Origin of the sequence: uncultured Cedecea sp. (genome assembly GCF_947498825.1) — a bacterium.
Classification (GTDB): Bacteria; Pseudomonadota; Gammaproteobacteria; order Enterobacterales; family Enterobacteriaceae; genus JGM124.
The window spans coordinates 386,130-401,941 of sequence record NZ_CANMLV010000001.1 but is presented as its reverse complement, the minus strand read 5'-3'; the positions used below and the strand labels follow the sequence as shown (position 1 = coordinate 401,941).

Below are 15,812 nucleotides of genomic sequence, written 5' to 3'. Positions count from 1 at the left end.
GTAGGGACCCTTACATCGCCAGCCAGACACCTGCGGCGGCGGCTGCAACACCCGTCACTACAGAGAGCAATAAATATCCCAGAGCCAGCGCTTGTTGCTTTGTCTGTGCCAGTTTTGCCGCATCCAGCTGCATACTGCTGAAGGTTGTATAACCTCCGAGAATACCGGTTAATATGGCAGCATGAAGAAACGAACCGAAACGGTCTTGCCAGTCAATCACAAACAGTGTGCTTAAAAAACCAATAATAAATGCACCTGAAATATTAATGATAAAGGTGCCAAGAGGAAAATTTCCGTGATAACGTTCACCCGTTATTTTTCCTACCCACCAGCGTAGAAGCGATCCGCTGCCACCACCGATACCAACCCAAAAAATATCTATTGCTGTCATAAGAGAACTCTTATTGTCTGTTAGCCAGGAGGACTTTTATTGAAAGTACTAATTGACGGTACGATGAAATTAACTATAGTCGAACATAGTAATATCTTCCAGACATAGGAAGAACCACTACGTTCATAAAAACGGATAAACAGTCAACATTATGTGTCAGCATGCTGGTTACCCGCCGACAGTTACGTATTGGTGTAGCCTACGATATACAGAGCGTAAACGCTCTGAATCGTTGCAGTCTGTGCTTTATGCTATTTCTGAAGCGGTACACATAACCGAAGATTTGCTCAAATTATTTCAGCGTATTCATGAAATAGTCGGTACACTGCTTCCGTGGAAAATTTTTCCGTAACGTTTTATGACGATGAAACTGCTCAGCTAAGTTTCTTCTATCATATGGATGAGTTTATGCCACCTCCTACATATAGTGTTTTAATAACGCGTGAGATGAAGAAATACTCTGTCAAAAATGATGTCTCTAATATAAGCAGAAGAGATTTAAAAACCGCTATTTTGTTTTGGTATAAAGAAAATATCATTGAACTTGTTTCGAAAAATATAAGTCAGGATAACAATTAATAGCCTGTTTATACCCTAAATAATTCAAGTTGCTTGTAGGCGCAGAGTCAATTCTGGCGATGAGCATAGATAAACTATGTGATTCGGCAGGATTGACGAAGGTAACGCCCAAGCAACTTGAAGTATGACGGGTATATTGGGAGTTAAAAATGACAGTGGTTTGATGTTCAGATGTAACTGGAAGAAAATAGAGACGAAAGTTTAAGTAATGCGATTGTTTTGGACAATCACTCAGTGCTGCTATTGGAGATATGGTTTTACTATGCATTCAAGAGAAAATGCTATAGCCTGACCTTATAGTCAATATATAGAGAAAGGGCGGGGCTATGAGCGTTAGCTCATAAAATAAATATCATTTCAAAAAAATAATAAAGCAGTAATAATCTTGTTATTCATGAGGGGTTAAATTTGATTTGATGAAAAATGGTATTTAATTGCATAACAAAAATGCATTACTTCCCTGAACCGAATTCATCAGCATTGTCCCGGAACGAATTTTTGTAACCGAATGATAAACATCTCTTTTAAGTTAAATGACAAATCGGTTAGTATTACATCAAATTAACCATAGAAATTACAGGGAAAAGGACATGGAGCGTCAATACAACAATGAACTGACTACGGAAGTACTGGCAATAATAGATCAATTTCTGTTTGCGGTGAAAATTGTCACTGGTGTGGGTAAAATGAGTGAAGTAAATGATAGCGGTGTCTCTCTTGTGTCCAGCCTTCTGGATAACGGTGATGTGATTATCAGCACTCCGCAGGACAGTTTTGTTCTTGTTGGACGTACAGGCTCCTTAATGTCATTGGATTTTCTGTCGACAAAAACCGGAGATGCATAAATGGGAAACCGTCCAAATATTCTGGGGCGGGGACAGGCACTGAGCGGTGATTCAACCACAACGGGTGCAAAACTTATCTCTTCCCTGTCAGTCGGAAATATTCTCGGTCGTCGACCTATTGTGCTTGGTGACGAAACTACCCCCTGTCCTGTATGCCGTAAGTCCGGGAAAGTCGTTGAAGCTGATTCACGTCGAACCATTCACCAGCGTCCCGTAGCTGTGGATAACTGTAAAGTGCTATGTGGTTGTCCCCTAGGTTCAAACCGGATTATTGCTCCTCTGGGCTGGATTGGTCCGGGGGAATCACCTGCACAGGCTGCAAGAAGAAATGAAGAAGAAGGTCGAAAAATAGTGGAAGCTGCTACTGCACTGGCGACTGCTACACCAGCAGCAAATATTGTTCCTGTTTTTGCCAAATCAAAAATGTGCGGAGCCGGGAATACTGATGCCGGGAAAGAGCAGGAACCGCACACCAATTTTAGTACGATGGCATTTTATCAGGCTGTTCCTCCTGCAGACCCTGCATCTGATAATGAAGTGGTTCAACGTGCTCAGACTGCCAAGAGAAAGAAATCTGTTGAAGATATTCCTGAACCCAAGAAGCGAAGTGCCCTGTATAAATGGTGGAATGGTAATCATGAGGAAATGGATTATCAGGCAGCAAAAGCTGCCGCTGTCAGTGCTGCTAATGCCCAGATGGCGGTTGAAGGAGCCAGTGTACTTGGTCTGATTGGCGGAAGTGCCATTACGTCAGGAACGTGGGCGGTAAAACTTGGCGAGATATCTACCGGACTTGGAAGAATTGCTGCCAGCGGTCCCGGTGCTCCCATAGCCGCAGTCGTGATGGGAATGATGCCCGGAAGGCTCAATGACGGTGAACAGGACTTTATTGACCGTATGCGTCTGGAACAAATGCGTGAAGCACCAAGCCGTGTACGTTATACATGGGAACAGGATGATAAAGGTAATCCGGTTCCCCACGGCTGGCACACTCCACCCGGTAAAGATATGGTGCGTGTGCGTAAAATGGCTTGGGATGAGAGCCGTAAAGCGTATACATTTACCACAGAGGAAGAACCACGTATAACAATAATCTGGACGCCAGACAGTTCAGGTGTCAATGTTCCTTCAAATACAGGCAACCAGAACCCGGTAAGGATACCGAATCCGGTAGTTGTTGATCCGTTGCCTGAAAATACCAGCATCGAGGCCACAACCACTCCGGCACCGGAAGAAAAGAATTTTGCGGATTATATTCTTATTCTGCCATTGCCGAATATTCCACCGATTTATATATACCTGAGCAAGCCACCTGTTGAATTTTTGGAAGTTGAGCTTTATAGCGATTTTGTGCGCAGATCTCGTCAAGGCAAGTATGAGGCTGATCATATGCCATCGAAAGCAGCAGTAAAGGCATACCTGAAAGCACATTATCCTGACATGACACCTGAAGATATTGAGCTTGCTTCTCAAGATGTCGCTGCAATAGTGATACCTAAAAAGGTACACCAGCAAATCAGCGAAACCTACGGTGGGCGTAACACATCTGCACAAATTGAACTGGACTCAAAAAATCTCAGGGCTGCTCTTGATCGTAATCTTGATGCCATTAAACCAGCGCTAAAAGAGCAAGGGGCAACAGAAAATCAAATAGAGTCAGCAAGGTCGAGAATGCATAAACTAAACAGTGAGATGGGGTTATATAAATGACAGTAAATATTGATGCTTTGATAAGCTGTTTAGGAAAAACTTATCAGGAACTTATTGATAATGAATTGATCACTTACAAAAGCCCTCCTACAGGCTCATCTGGAGATCCTGACCTAAGTCTTGATATGGCAAAAGAAGGTCTTTTCTTGTCCTTCAAGCGGGATGGTCGAATATTGCAGGCTATCGTCGTAAAAATCCAGAATGATAAGGCTAAAAACTGGATATTTCCAAATGAATTACCAGAGCCATTGCAGCGAAGCATGTCGAGGGAATGGGTTCATGAAAAAATAGGTGTGCCATTAAGAAGCAGCCCTCCAAAGGTAGTTATGCGGAGGTCTTTTGGCTGGACAGATCTTTATGAAGCTCAAAACCGATCAATGCCTACAATGATGCAGATAAGTTATGACACATCAGATCAAGTCAGGTCTGTGACATTTCTCCCTGCTTCAGATCTTCGCTGGTAGCTTTCGTCCTTCTCATAAAAGCAGCACACAAGATTTGTTGTGTTGCTTCATTTTTTAGCTTTTTAATAAATTGGCTATAACCCAAGAAATTCTGTAGCAGTTTACTTATCGTTGACCACCACATTTATTATTACCGATAAACTAACCTTGTTATCACGGATTTTGTTTTATTGATGAGTCTAATTAGGTTGTTTTATGAGATTATCAATATAAAAGAATCAATTATTATTGAAGTATTTAAATGGACAGCTTACGGATTTTTGTATTCGATGGTTCAAGAGTTGATAAAATATGTGAAAGCTGTTCCAGACTGAGCCCAACAGAACGCTGAAACTCAAGAGCTGCTTCTGTACGTTGTTTTACCTGTATTAACTCAGACTTGATCTGACAGTTACCGGTTATTTATACAGGTGTCTGTTAGATTACATCTGGCTTAAATTTTTCTCAGCCCAGATTACCAGCGATAGCGGAGGATTCGTATACTTAATAAAAGGAGAAAACAATGGCACACATCTGCATTTTAAAGCTTGTTTGTCTGACCTTCCGCTGGCATTATCCTGATTAGGGATTAATGAAGATCATTAATCGCAAGTTTTTGATTTAGCTGTACATGACTCGGGGTGCCCTTCTTTGTGAAGGCTGAGAAATACCCGTACCACCTGATCTGGATAATGCCAGCGTAGGGAAGTCAGATGCCTGTCCGGTGTCCCTTCTTTCACGCCGGACAGGAGCTTGATATGTTGCAACCTGACCCGCTTAATTTAGTTGTATTAGATGCTTTTCGTCGCCACTCCCCCCTTGTTCACTGCATAACCAATGATGTTGTTCAGTCTTTTACTGCAAATATTTTGCTGGCATTAGGCGCTTCACCTGCGATGGTGGTTGAGCCTGATGAAGCAGAGCAATTTGCTGCTATTGCCGATGCGCTGTTAATCAATGTTGGTACCCTGACTGCTATTCAAGCGCAGGCGATGCATCGGGGTATTGAGGGGGCCTTAGCGGCGAATACACCCTGGGTGCTGGATCCCGTTGCTGTAGGGGGACTGACTTTTCGCAGTCATTTTTGCCAGCAAATCATTCAGCAAAAGCCCAGCGCAATTCGTGGTAATGCCTCAGAAATTATTGCCCTCGCGGGGTTAAGTGGGGGGGGGCGAGGTGTGGACAGTACTGACAGTGTTGTCAGTGCACTGCCTGCGGCACAAATGCTCGCCCGCCAGACGGGCGCTATTGTGGTGGTGACCGGAGAAGTGGATCATCTGACTGATGGAGAGCGTATCCGGACGGTAAAGGGGGGCAGTGTTTTGATGACCCGTGTGGTCGGAACAGGGTGCGCGCTTTCAGCCGTGGTAGCCGCTTGCTGTGCCTTGCCTGGCGATCGACTGGAGAATATTGCAGCGGGCTGTGGTTTTATGAAACAGGCGGGTTCGATAGCGGCAGGTCAGAGTCAGGGGCTGGGAAGTTTTGCGGTCGGTTTGCTTGATGCTTTGTCAGGGATGGGAGGCAGGCATGAAGCGGATTAATGCTCTGACTATCGCAGGAACTGACCCCAGCGGAGGTGCCGGTATTCAGGCGGATCTGAAGACATTTTCTGCACTGGGGGCTTATGGTACCAGTGTCATTACTGCACTGGTGGCGCAGAATACTCAGGGTGTCCAGTCTCTTTACCGCATAGAGCCTGCTTTTGTTGCCGCGCAGTTAGACTCGGTGCTGAGTGATGTGCGTATTGACGCAGTAAAAATCGGTATGCTGTCTGAAGCCGATATTGTTGAGATTGTCGCTGCTCAACTGACCCGTTATCAAATCAGCAATATCGTACTGGATACGGTCATGCTGGCGAAGAGCGGTGACCCGTTATTAACCCCCGATGCGGTTGATAGCTTGCGACGCTATTTAATCCCCAGAGTGGCACTGATCACGCCAAACTTACCGGAAGCGGCAGCACTGCTTGATGCGCCCCATGCCTGTAATGAAAAAGAGATGAAAGAGCAGGGCAGAGCATTATTGGCCTTAGGTTGCCAGGCGGTACTGCTAAAAGGCGGGCATCTGACTGACGCAGAAAGCCCGGACTGGTTATTTACGGCTGAGAGTGAGCAGCGCTTTACTGCCCCGCGCGTGGTAACAAAAAACACCCATGGCACCGGTTGTACACTGTCAGCCGCACTGACCGCCTTACGGCCTCGCCATTCTGACTGGGCGACGACAATACTACAGGCGAAAAGCTGGCTTTCCGAAGCGCTGGTACAAGCGGATAGTCTTGAAGTGGGGCAGGGCATCGGCCCGGTACATCATTTCCATGAGTGGTGGTAATACGTGAGTTATTGTTAAGCCGCTGTCGTGATAGCGGCTTAACAGATTAATTCGACGGTTTGTTAAACAGGAATACTCTGTGATTTTTTAGCAGATAAATATTATGCATAAGTCATTACGAAGTTGTTTAAAGATATCACAAATACTCCACTATTAAACTTAAATGTCAGTAGGTTAAAAGCACTACCATTTACTGGCTGTATCGTTACACGAGCGTTAATTTCTCCAGTTTCGAATGATTCGATAAATTCATTATCCAGATAAGATGATATTGTTAAAACGTTCGCACTGATACCACGAACCACAATTAAATCAAAACTAACATTCTTCATATTATGCTTTTCAAAAAGTAATCTCATCGTGCTAGAGGTATAGGGATAATTGACATAAATAATGCCTTTTTCTATAAAAGGATGACTGGATAGATCACCTCTATGATTTATATATATAGGAGATGATGTGTCGCGGGCACTTATTGTTATTTCTGGAAATTTAGTCAAGTAATGATTCGGATTTATCGTGACTGGGCCAGAACTGCTAAAATTTTCAGAGACATTTCCCAAGGTGCCAATCGGCCATGGGGTGTCCACAGTAGGGATAAAAGCAGGTTTATCCGACAGTTGATACGCTCTTGGTTTATCAGGCTCTCCTGCACTCTGTCCATTCACGTTTCGGCGTACTTCCGCGGAGGACTGATAAACGACTTTTCTGGCTTCAGCAATACTGCCCACCGGTTCCATTTCTGGTAGCGTTCGCCAGAGATTAAAGGATAACGACTCGCCGTACTCTTGCTGTTGTCTGGTGCGGATATTCTGTCTGTAAAGCGTTAATGTTGCCACCTTAAAGGGGATTGCCTCGCGTTCATCCCACAGGTTACGTGCATCGGTAAGAGATTGTTTTGCAGGGTTATTGCGTAACTGCACGAAAAAATCAAGCCTTATCTCGCTATCCATTAACCGGTAGGCTAAATCATGCCCGAGATAGTCGATGCCATTAAAGTCTGGTACATGGTCTGTCTTGGGGAGTGTTTTTGCAAACAGTTTAAATTTGCAGTAATCATCACCAAACTTAAAGGGAACGCAGCTCCAGAGTGGTTCACCTAACAGGGTATCCACTTTTTTTTTCATACTGTCCAGAACAGCCTTCATCTCCGGATTTTGTGCCAGGAATGTATTCAGGTTTCCAGCCATGGAGGCTGATTTGAAGTTATTCATATCCGTTGCATCGGAAGCAAAGAAAACCTCTGTATTTTGTAATATAAAATCCAGAGTGCTGCCATTGGCTTCCTGGTCTATGGATTTTCTGCCTGTAATACCGAAAAGCTTGATGCCTATACCAACTGTAGAGTTAAGGTCTGCTGCTGTTTGTGCAATATCGCTGGAGTACCTGACCCAGGCAGTATAACGTCTTCCGGGTTTAAATATACCCACCTGATACCTTGTGGGCAGATTATCAACGACCTGAAAACTGGCAGAAACAATACCGTGTGTTTTGGCAAAAGCAGCACGTTTGGCAGGGGTCTGATTATTATTAACGATACGTGGCACCTGTATTTCGTCAACAAACATGCGGCGAATATTTTCTATTGCGGTGGTATCAGAGGCGGGCTGAATCTCTTCATTATTTCGGATAATATCTTTAGCATCATCATTATTCATAATTTCACCCGTGAAAGTTATAATAAAAAGGGAGGCGTGCCTGGATAGTAACGGCCAGGATTGACTCTGCGCCTACAAGCAATTCGAATTATTTTGGGTATAATCGATTTATTTCCCTGGTATGGCTTACATAAAGTCACTCTCTGTCTGCCTGATGAATTTGCCAGAATCGATGTCTGGACCACCGTTGCTCTTGTCGATAATATTGGCTGACCTCCCGGCGATAGGCATCACGTATAGATTTAATTCTTTCATTGTACTGAGAGAGTAATGAGTGATCGTTGGTGTTTAATGCCGTATTAACGGCCTCAGCTCCTCTTAGTCCGGTATAAATTGCATTGTATATCCCCTGTGAGGACAAGGGATCGAATGATACCGCGGCATCACCGACAGCTATCCAGTGTTCACTTACCGCTTTTTTGAGATAACTTGCCGTGGCTTCTGTAATATGCAAGGGTTCTGCTATTATTTTTTCCCCAACACCGTGCCTGGAAATATACGTTGTCTCTTTCAATGCCGATATAAAGTGATTCTTGTTTCGTAGCAGGGCTTTTGCTTGTTGTGCCAGAGTAAAAAAGGCGACAACGCGTTTGCCATCAGGCAATCCGGCCGTATACCACCATCCGGAAGGCGCAGCTTCCACAGTACTGCGCGAATCCGGACTATCACTCTCACACCAGGTATAGATAGCAAATAAAGGGGCATCTTTTTGTCTGACAGCACCTAACTGACTGGCAACAAATTGTGAAGTGCCACAGGCATTAATCATCCACGGCGTTGAAATATTGAACTCTCCTGCTTGAATATGGATCCCTTCATCGTTTTCGATAAGAGAAGATAACCGCTCTCTCAGCAAAAACGCGCCCGAATCGACAGCCGCATTACGTAAATTTTGCTCAAAATGCTGTCTGTCAAGGTGCCATCCACAGCCATAAGGATCACGAATAAAGTCCGTTTCCCTTAATTTGTCATCACCCCAGCTGGATAAATTGCCTTTATTTGTCAAAGACGCCGCATTTTCAACCCAGGGCAGTAAACCCAGTTTATCCAGCATAGGCCGGGCTGCTCCTGGTAAACTTTCTCCTATTTTTTGCCGGGTAGTCTGACTCGCATCCAGTAAGACGACCTGTTTTCCACAGAGAGATAATTCCCTGGCTGCAACAGCACCCGCGGGCCCCCCTCCGACAATTACCGCATCACAATACATATGGGTTAACGTGTTCGCCTGAATTTGTCCCATTGCTCTTGAGTCCATCCCAGTTGTTTGAGAAGCGCCTCTCGGTCATGCACCGTGCTACCGTCTATACGGGAACTGAAAGCGGCAACAGAAGGCGGGAAAGGCTCCATGCCCGGTTTTAACTGTTCAACAAAGACACTGTCTCTTACCGCCCGATCCTCATCAGACGCCGGGCAGCGTTGTACGATGCCGAGTTCATCAAAGCGGTCAACAGTCATTTGCATTACTGCTTCGTTATCCAGACCTTCTAATAAGAATCCACGCTGCCAGTAGTCACGCGTCTGGAAGGCTTCTTTTCGCTGTTTTGCACTGTGGTCTGCATGGTCATTAAAGTAGATGTCGTAGTGGGCTTCGGAAAGAACCTCATTAGGGACTTTAGCGGGCCAGAATGACGGTAAGTAGGGATGAAAATCTTTGTCATAGCCTGAACGACAGCGAGCGGTATCTCCTTGCCAGGGAACGGCCATCCAACGGCTCAGGCCACCGGGAGATTGCGCATGGAGGGGACCGTCTTCTGACAACGCTTCATCCGGCGTCAGGATATCGCCATAATCACGTTCAGGACAGTCCTCTTCACGGCGTTTAATCCGCAAAAAGTCACTGTATAAAGACGCATGCCGCATCGGCCAGGTCAGCTCACAGCCCGGGTGAAAGGCATCGGCACAGCAGTAAGCTAGAGGCGCTTTATCAAGGATTTTGGGTTGCATTGCAGCCGGTAATTCATCAACGGGGACGGCATAGAATTGGGTTGGAAATCTTGCTGCACCGAAGATTTCATCATATTTCAGGTCGTTAATAAAATCGCCGTTAACAAAATTGACAAGGTGCTCATAACTTTCTGCAGAGACGGGAAGAAGAGCACCAGGTTCCTCTTTCAGTTGACCCTCAAATACATCTCCGTACAGTTGTGGCCATTTCATTTTATCGCCACCTTCGAGCCGATGATCGTCTGGTGCCCGGAACCGTTCGAAGATTTCAAAACGCTCGAAGTAGCTATCCGCTTTAGCGAGTGTTTTAATCAGTTCCGAATCGATTGGAAATAAACCATCCTCACCAAATACCCGGGCAAAGCCGACATTAACCCATTGCAGATTAGACAGATTAAAGAGTAATGGCACAATGTCATTGGTATACGAGGTATCCTGTTCGGGCTCCAGCGTCGAGTGCTTAATCATGTCATACATCGAACGGAAGGCCACAATGCCAGGAGCATAATCAGGTGGGCCGATAACAACCCAGGCATCGACGACGGGAATATTTTTTCCCTTGAATATGACTTTAGCAGAAACCGGACCATCAGAAGTATCGTCATACCAGTCTACAGAGTTATTAAAGTTAATTTCTCTGCCACTGGCATCGGTCAGTAAGAGTGGTGCCCCACTCGGTGACCCGGAAATACCATGCCCTCCCAGCACTAATAAACGGCCTTCGCCATCAGTCTGTAATTCACCTAACTCAACAGTGACGTTTTTAAACTTTCCGTCATCAAAAAATACACCACTCTGGTCTGCACCTGTTATGGTTTGAGGCGAAGGTGTTATTTCCAGCGTTTTACGTTGGGCTCCAGTAATTAATGGATTACGGCGTTCTACTGAGTTTCCGGCAGGTTGATCCATGGCATTGTCAAAACAGTACCATGAGGCTTTTTTATTCGCGAGTTCGACTTTCCAGGTAATATCAGCACTATCAGCCGTTAATTCTGCCACCGCCACGCTATATTCGTTATAACCATAAATCCTGAACCTGGCAGCTTGTCGCTTAATAGCTCCGGTATCATCGCGAGTTGCTCCAAAAGGTGGTGGAGGTTCATGTAAATATTCAGGTCCAATATAATATTCATCTTCACTGTTCCCCACGCGGCCGATACCAATGGCTGGATGTATTTTAGCATAAACAATATCATCGATTTTTCTCTGGTCATTCGTGCAGGATAATTCAGCATGACGGGCTGAGTGACGAGAGCCGATTTTCTGTTGCTGGTTTTTTTTAGCCGCTGTTTCTTTGAGGATTGCTGCTATTTCTTCGGTCAGCGATATATTGATGGTGACAACGGGGGAGGTTTTAATATCGCCAGTGCCAACCCGATGGAAAGAGTACCATATATCTAAAAGTGGATGATTCTCTAACTGTCCGAGGGGGATTTGATAAATAAAGTTTTTTCCTTCACGCTGCTGTGTTATTGCTTTCGGGTAGCTTTTATTAATAGCCTCTTTTCCTCGCCAGTAAATAGTCAGTAAATCATAATGTTTCATTCCTGCTTCGGCAGGAATGATAACGATTAAACCCGTTCTATTTAGTGACACTTCATTATTAGTTGCATTTTTAATAATAACAGCAGGCAGAGTATCATAATCTTCAGTACTTCTACTATTCATTGAAAAATCCTCTGGCAGGTTAATGTTTAACATTAAAAGACAGTTTTCAAAAAAAATAGAAAGGAACGAATGATATTGATTTTTTAATAATAGCGAATCACAAGCTGCCACCATCAAATAATGGGACTCATTGAGGTGCACAGAAGCGCTATTTTGGTGTGGCTTATTAGTGATATAATATAGAAAAATAAGAAATTATTAATTGATAGCAATGATTCACTGCTCACTAATAGAGAGAGTGTTTTTTTTTCTAAAGCGACAGAATGAGACTTATCTATTGGCTATCAGAAAGTACTATATCTGTGGTATTTTAAAAAGTATATCCCTTATTTTATCATATGGTATGTAATCCTGTTGTTTTTGTTTTTTATGTCTAACATGATTAATTGTTTACATTAAATTAACAAAAAACAGGTTAATATATCGACATTTGTGATTTTATTGGGAGTTTATTGATTTTTCGTTTCTGAATGGTGCCTGATGAGGGAAGTTATCGGCAGATAAATGAAGTATAGTTCACTCTCAGCAGAACGGAGATTTATTTAGTTATCACGCACTCGGGCTATTTGTGGAAAATGACATCGCGTGTGTTGTGGCAGAGAGCGGATAATCAACCAGGGAATAATGGATGAGAGGACTTTATCTGTCAGGTTGGCTCTGATAACGGGAAAAGAGACAGATAAGAGCCTTTCAGGATGTCAGACCTGAATATGAATAATGACTGATATTGTGCAGTTATCGGGGGAGATACCGGACGGTTGGCTAGCTGTAGAAAAGGGGGTCTCTCCCGGGAAAGAAAGAGACATGACTTTGTTAAGGGTTATCTATTTCAATAACGGGCAGTCAGGTTGCAGTCGGCATGCCAGGGCATGAGGATGAACCTCAAGATGAAACTCATTCCCTGTTAAGGGTTCACCATCGAGATTGAAGGTCATTTCATTCTGTGCTGTGATGGTAAACCATTTCGATCTTCCTTCGGTAAACGCGTAATGTTCTGAAGTATTAGTGAGTTGTGTCACTATTGCAGGTAATAACTCTTCCCCGGTAAAGATCCTTATATCGAGTAATCCGTCATTGATAAAAGCATCAGGACAAAGTTGCTGACCACCCCCAGCCTGGCGTCCATTACCAATACCTACCACTAGCGCATCACCTTGCCAGTGAAAATGTTCACCGCGAATTTCACAGCTATCGGGTTTCAGAGTATCCATACGCATCAGCCCGTGGATAAAATACGACAGTCCCCCGAGCAGTGATTTCATTTTTTTCGGCGTTTCAGTCGTGATACGGGTACCAAAGCCGCCGGTAGCCATATTGATAAAGAAAAATTCGTGGTTAACCTGAATTAAGTCAATACCGAGCGGGCTGGCAGCGACGGCTAAGCGTAAAGCGGGTTCCATTTCTTGCGGAATTCCGGCGCTGGTGGCAAAGTCATTGGCGGTTCCCAGCGGTAAAACTCCCAGAGCGGGGCGCACTTCAGGCTCAAGTCCTGCAAGACAAGTAGCGATAGCATTAATGGTGCCATCTCCACCACCGGCAATCACGGTGTCGACCTGCAAGGCCAGGGCCTCTTCCACATAGCGAGGAGTATCGTCTTTTTCCCAGGTGACGCGAATATGGATAGTGTAGCCTTCGTCGCGCAGAGCGGTTACGGCATCACGCAGGGGATCGTTTTCGGCATTTTTGCCATTAAGTATTATTAATGAAACTGGAAATGTCATTATTCACCTCTGGCTTGTCCGTCGTTCTCTATTTCGATGTGTACCCGTCATATTTCAAGTTGCAGACCAAAACGTTAACGTTTTAAACAATGCACATGCAACTTGAAATATGACGGGTATCGATAAAGTGTAGGCAAGACTGGCAAGGGGAGGGACAATTAGATTGTAAAAAAGAAAGTCTGCGCAAGGGAGATTGCGCAGACCAAGGAGGTGGTTTCAAAAAAGCTGTTCATTTATTGTTACGTTTTTCAGCCCGGCGATAATAGCGTTATCTGGCCGATTGATATGTGATCAGATTCTAATATAGAAAGAATAATCTTATTTATACCCGTCACACCTCAAATTGCCCGCCCGTTAAGATTACGCATTAGCAGAGCATAAGTCAGGTCCATATCATCAGGGACAGGCAGCCAGACGGTATAACCATCACCTGGCGCAACTGACACCGCTTCAGATTTCTTGTTTTCCATCTGTTCGAGCGTAAATACCACATTACCCTGGGGAGTCATCAATTCCAGACTATCACCGACGCTGAATTTATTTTTTACCTGCACAGCGGCAAGGTTTCCGCGGCGCTCACCGGTAAACTCTCCGACAAACTGCTGAGTGTCAGAAATGGAGTGTCCGTAGTCATAGTTCTGCGCGCTATCATGGGTATGACGGCGCAGGAAACCTTCGGTATAGCCACGATGAGCCAGACCTTCCAGTGTGCGCATCAATGTCGGGTCAAAAGGTTTGCCAGCAGCGGCATCATCAATTGCCCGGCGGTACACTTGGGCGGTACGCGCACAGTAATAGTGTGATTTAGTCCGGCCTTCGATTTTCAGAGAATGGACGCCCATTTTAGTCAGACGCTCAACATGCTCAATTGCCCTTAAATCTTTTGAGTTCATGATATAAGTGCCATGCTCATCTTCAAAGGCTGTCATATACTCGCCGGGACGTTTGGCCTCTTCAACCATAAACACTTTGTCCGTCGGAGCCCCCAGACCTAAAGTCGGCTCGACGTTCTGTACAGGGATAGGTTCATGAATATGAACGATATTGCCGAGATCGTCCTCTTTTCCTTCCTGCACTTTATATTCCCAGCGACAGGCATTGGTACAGGTTCCCTGGTTCGGATCACGTTTATTGATATAGCCTGATAGCAGGCAGCGTCCGGAGTAGGCCATACACAGCGCACCATGGACAAAAATTTCCAGCTCCATTTCCGGAACCTGCGCGCGAATTTCTGCTATCTCATCCAGGGAGAGTTCACGGGACAAGATAACGCGAGTCAGCCCCATCTGTTGCCAGAATTTAACCGTTGCCCAGTTGACGGCATTGGCCTGCACTGACAAATGGACATCCATTTGCGGGAAAGCTTCGCGTACCATCATAATCAGTCCGGGATCGGACATAATCAGGGCATCCGGCCCCATATCAATCACCGGCTTTAAATCACGAATAAAGGTTTTCAGCTTGGCATTGTGGGGGGCAATATTGACCACCACATAAAATTTCTTTCCTGAAGCATGAGCTTCATTAATGCCGGTCTGTAAGTTCTCGTGATTAAATTCATTATTACGAACCCGGAGCGAGTAGCGGGGCTGGCCTGCGTAAACCGCGTCGGCACCATAGGCGAAAGCGTAACGCATATTTTTCAGCGTTCCCGCAGGGGAAAGGAGTTCTGGTTTAAACATGTTGGTCTCAGTCTGATATCAAGTCAGAACCGCCTCACTGAATGGGGCGGTTTGGGAGGAAATAATTTCCACAGTTACTGAGTGGAATTGTAGCGCGAATTGTGACGGGAAACTACTTTTACAGTAGGGTGCTGATACCGGCTTCCCAGCGATAACCCATACCGTAAACTGCGCGAATAAACGAAGGTTCGCTGTCCAGCGCTTCCAGTTTACGGCGCAGATTTTTAATATGTGTATCGATAGTGCGGTCCGTCACCACCCGGTAATCATCATAGAGATGGTTGAGCAGCATTTCTCGAGAAAACACTTTTCCCGGTTCACTGGACAGGGTTTTTAATAAACGGAATTCAGCCGGTGTCAGCTCCAGTAGTTTACCGCGCCAGCTTGCCTGGAAGCGTCCTTCATCTATCACTAACGGGCTACTGTCTGCGTCAATACTGAAATTTTGCGTTTTTTTATAGCGACGTAGAATCGTTTTTACACGAGCCACGACTTCACGCGGACTGTAGGGCTTGCAAATATAATCATCTGCGCCTAGTTCCAGCCCTAACAGCCGGTCTATTTCTTCAATCTTCGCCGTGACGATAACCATCGGGACTTCGGAGAAGCGGCGGATCTCCCGACAGAGCGTCAGGCCGTCGCAGCCGGGTAACATCAAGTCCAGCAAAATAAGGTCAGGAGGCGTCTGGCGGACATAAGGGATAACCAGATCGCCATGATTAATCAACACCGGGGTAAAATTTGCCGCACGTAGATAATCAATTAATAACTGACCCAGCTTAGGTTCGTCTTCAACGATTAAGATACGCGGTGCCTGGTCATCAACAGGAGTTTCAGTCATAG

14 protein-coding genes and 1 riboswitch are annotated in these 15,812 nt (G+C 45.1%); of the genes, 6 read left to right on the top strand and 8 right to left on the bottom strand.

The features are described from left to right. Window positions 1-10 precede the first annotated feature (10 nt). Window positions 11-391 (bottom strand): fluoride efflux transporter CrcB, encoded by a 381-nt coding sequence (crcB, locus tag Q1A40_RS02020; RefSeq protein WP_299997112.1) that lies wholly within the window; start codon window positions 389-391, stop codon window positions 11-13. A gap of 333 nt (window positions 392-724) precedes the next feature. Here crcB and Q1A40_RS02015 point away from each other — a divergent pair, with 333 nt between their 5' ends. From Q1A40_RS02015 to Q1A40_RS02000, 4 genes are all read left to right on the top strand, one after another. Then, window positions 725-970: a hypothetical protein gene (locus Q1A40_RS02015; RefSeq protein ID WP_299997917.1), complete on the top strand. Its 246-nt coding sequence runs from the start codon at window positions 725-727 to the stop codon at window positions 968-970. A 590-nt stretch (window positions 971-1,560) separates the two neighbouring features. Then, the gene (locus Q1A40_RS02010; protein WP_299997109.1) at window positions 1,561-1,815 is read left to right on the top strand and encodes a hypothetical protein; all 255 of its coding nucleotides are present in this window, start codon (window positions 1,561-1,563) and stop codon (window positions 1,813-1,815) included. After that, window positions 1,816-3,525: an S-type pyocin domain-containing protein gene (locus Q1A40_RS02005; RefSeq protein WP_299997106.1), complete on the top strand. Its 1,710-nt coding sequence runs from the start codon at window positions 1,816-1,818 to the stop codon at window positions 3,523-3,525. It begins immediately after the preceding gene. Continuing rightward, complete coding sequence (locus tag Q1A40_RS02000) at window positions 3,522-3,989, top strand: DUF6392 family protein (protein WP_299997103.1); 468 nt, start codon at window positions 3,522-3,524, stop codon at window positions 3,987-3,989. Before Q1A40_RS02005 ends, Q1A40_RS02000 begins: the two co-directional genes overlap by 4 nt. A 237-nt stretch (window positions 3,990-4,226) precedes the next feature. On the opposite strand, the gene Q1A40_RS01995 is transcribed toward Q1A40_RS02000, so the two are convergent. Further along, on the bottom strand, window positions 4,227-4,358 hold the full coding sequence (locus Q1A40_RS01995) for a DUF4756 family protein (RefSeq protein WP_299997866.1): 132 nt from the start codon (window positions 4,356-4,358) through the stop codon (window positions 4,227-4,229). 237 nt (window positions 4,359-4,595) lie between these two features. Then, window positions 4,596-4,692: riboswitch (TPP riboswitch) on the top strand. Between the two features lie 37 nt (window positions 4,693-4,729). Here Q1A40_RS01995 and thiM point away from each other — a divergent pair. Continuing rightward, window positions 4,730-5,509 carry a hydroxyethylthiazole kinase gene (gene thiM / locus Q1A40_RS01990; protein WP_299997863.1) on the top strand — a complete coding sequence of 260 codons (780 nt, stop codon included), beginning with the start codon at window positions 4,730-4,732 and terminating at the stop codon, window positions 5,507-5,509. Further along, window positions 5,496-6,296, top strand: coding sequence for a bifunctional hydroxymethylpyrimidine kinase/phosphomethylpyrimidine kinase (thiD, locus tag Q1A40_RS01985; protein ID WP_299997101.1), 801 nt, complete (start codon window positions 5,496-5,498; stop codon window positions 6,294-6,296). Before thiM ends, thiD begins: the two co-directional genes overlap by 14 nt. A 101-nt stretch (window positions 6,297-6,397) precedes the next feature. On the opposite strand, the gene Q1A40_RS01980 is transcribed toward thiD, so the two are convergent. From Q1A40_RS01980 to baeR, 6 genes are all read right to left on the bottom strand, one after another. Beyond that, on the bottom strand, window positions 6,398-7,954 hold the full coding sequence (locus Q1A40_RS01980; protein WP_299997098.1) for a hypothetical protein: 1,557 nt from the start codon (window positions 7,952-7,954) through the stop codon (window positions 6,398-6,400). A 136-nt stretch (window positions 7,955-8,090) separates the two neighbouring features. Continuing rightward, window positions 8,091-9,194, bottom strand: a complete 1,104-nt coding sequence (locus Q1A40_RS01975) for a tryptophan 7-halogenase (RefSeq protein ID WP_299997095.1) — start codon at window positions 9,192-9,194, stop codon at window positions 8,091-8,093. Next, window positions 9,167-11,566: a LodA/GoxA family CTQ-dependent oxidase gene (locus Q1A40_RS01970; protein ID WP_299997092.1), complete on the bottom strand. Its 2,400-nt coding sequence runs from the start codon at window positions 11,564-11,566 to the stop codon at window positions 9,167-9,169. Before Q1A40_RS01970 ends, Q1A40_RS01975 begins: the two co-directional genes overlap by 28 nt. Before the next feature lie 824 nt (window positions 11,567-12,390). After that, complete coding sequence (yegS, locus tag Q1A40_RS01965) at window positions 12,391-13,290, bottom strand: lipid kinase YegS (RefSeq protein ID WP_299997860.1); 900 nt, start codon at window positions 13,288-13,290, stop codon at window positions 12,391-12,393. Window positions 13,291-13,625: 335 nt separating this feature from the next. Then, window positions 13,626-14,969 (bottom strand): tRNA 5-hydroxyuridine modification protein YegQ, encoded by a 1,344-nt coding sequence (gene yegQ / locus Q1A40_RS01960; RefSeq protein ID WP_299997088.1) that lies wholly within the window; start codon window positions 14,967-14,969, stop codon window positions 13,626-13,628. A 118-nt stretch (window positions 14,970-15,087) separates the two neighbouring features. Further along, window positions 15,088-15,810 carry a two-component system response regulator BaeR gene (baeR, locus tag Q1A40_RS01955; protein ID WP_299997085.1) on the bottom strand — a complete coding sequence of 241 codons (723 nt, stop codon included), beginning with the start codon at window positions 15,808-15,810 and terminating at the stop codon, window positions 15,088-15,090. Window positions 15,811-15,812 lie beyond the last annotated feature (2 nt).

Coding starts and splice junctions, on each gene's coding strand:
- Q1A40_RS02010 (WP_299997109.1), top strand. CDS start 1,561: ATGGAGCGTCAATACAACAATGAACTGACTACGGAAGTACTGGCAATA.
- Q1A40_RS02005 (WP_299997106.1), top strand. CDS start 1,816: ATGGGAAACCGTCCAAATATTCTGGGGCGGGGACAGGCACTGAGCGGT.
- crcB (WP_299997112.1), bottom strand. CDS start 391: ATGACAGCAATAGATATTTTTTGGGTTGGTATCGGTGGTGGCAGCGGA.
- Q1A40_RS01975 (WP_299997095.1), bottom strand. CDS start 9,194: ATGGGACAAATTCAGGCGAACACGTTAACCCATATGTATTGTGATGCG.
- yegQ (WP_299997088.1), bottom strand. CDS start 14,969: ATGTTTAAACCAGAACTCCTTTCCCCTGCGGGAACGCTGAAAAATATG.
- baeR (WP_299997085.1), bottom strand. CDS start 15,810: ATGACTGAAACTCCTGTTGATGACCAGGCACCGCGTATCTTAATCGTT.
- Q1A40_RS01970 (WP_299997092.1), bottom strand. CDS start 11,566: ATGAATAGTAGAAGTACTGAAGATTATGATACTCTGCCTGCTGTTATT.
- Q1A40_RS02000 (WP_299997103.1), top strand. CDS start 3,522: ATGACAGTAAATATTGATGCTTTGATAAGCTGTTTAGGAAAAACTTAT.
- thiD (WP_299997101.1), top strand. CDS start 5,496: ATGAAGCGGATTAATGCTCTGACTATCGCAGGAACTGACCCCAGCGGA.
- Q1A40_RS01980 (WP_299997098.1), bottom strand. CDS start 7,954: ATGAATAATGATGATGCTAAAGATATTATCCGAAATAATGAAGAGATT.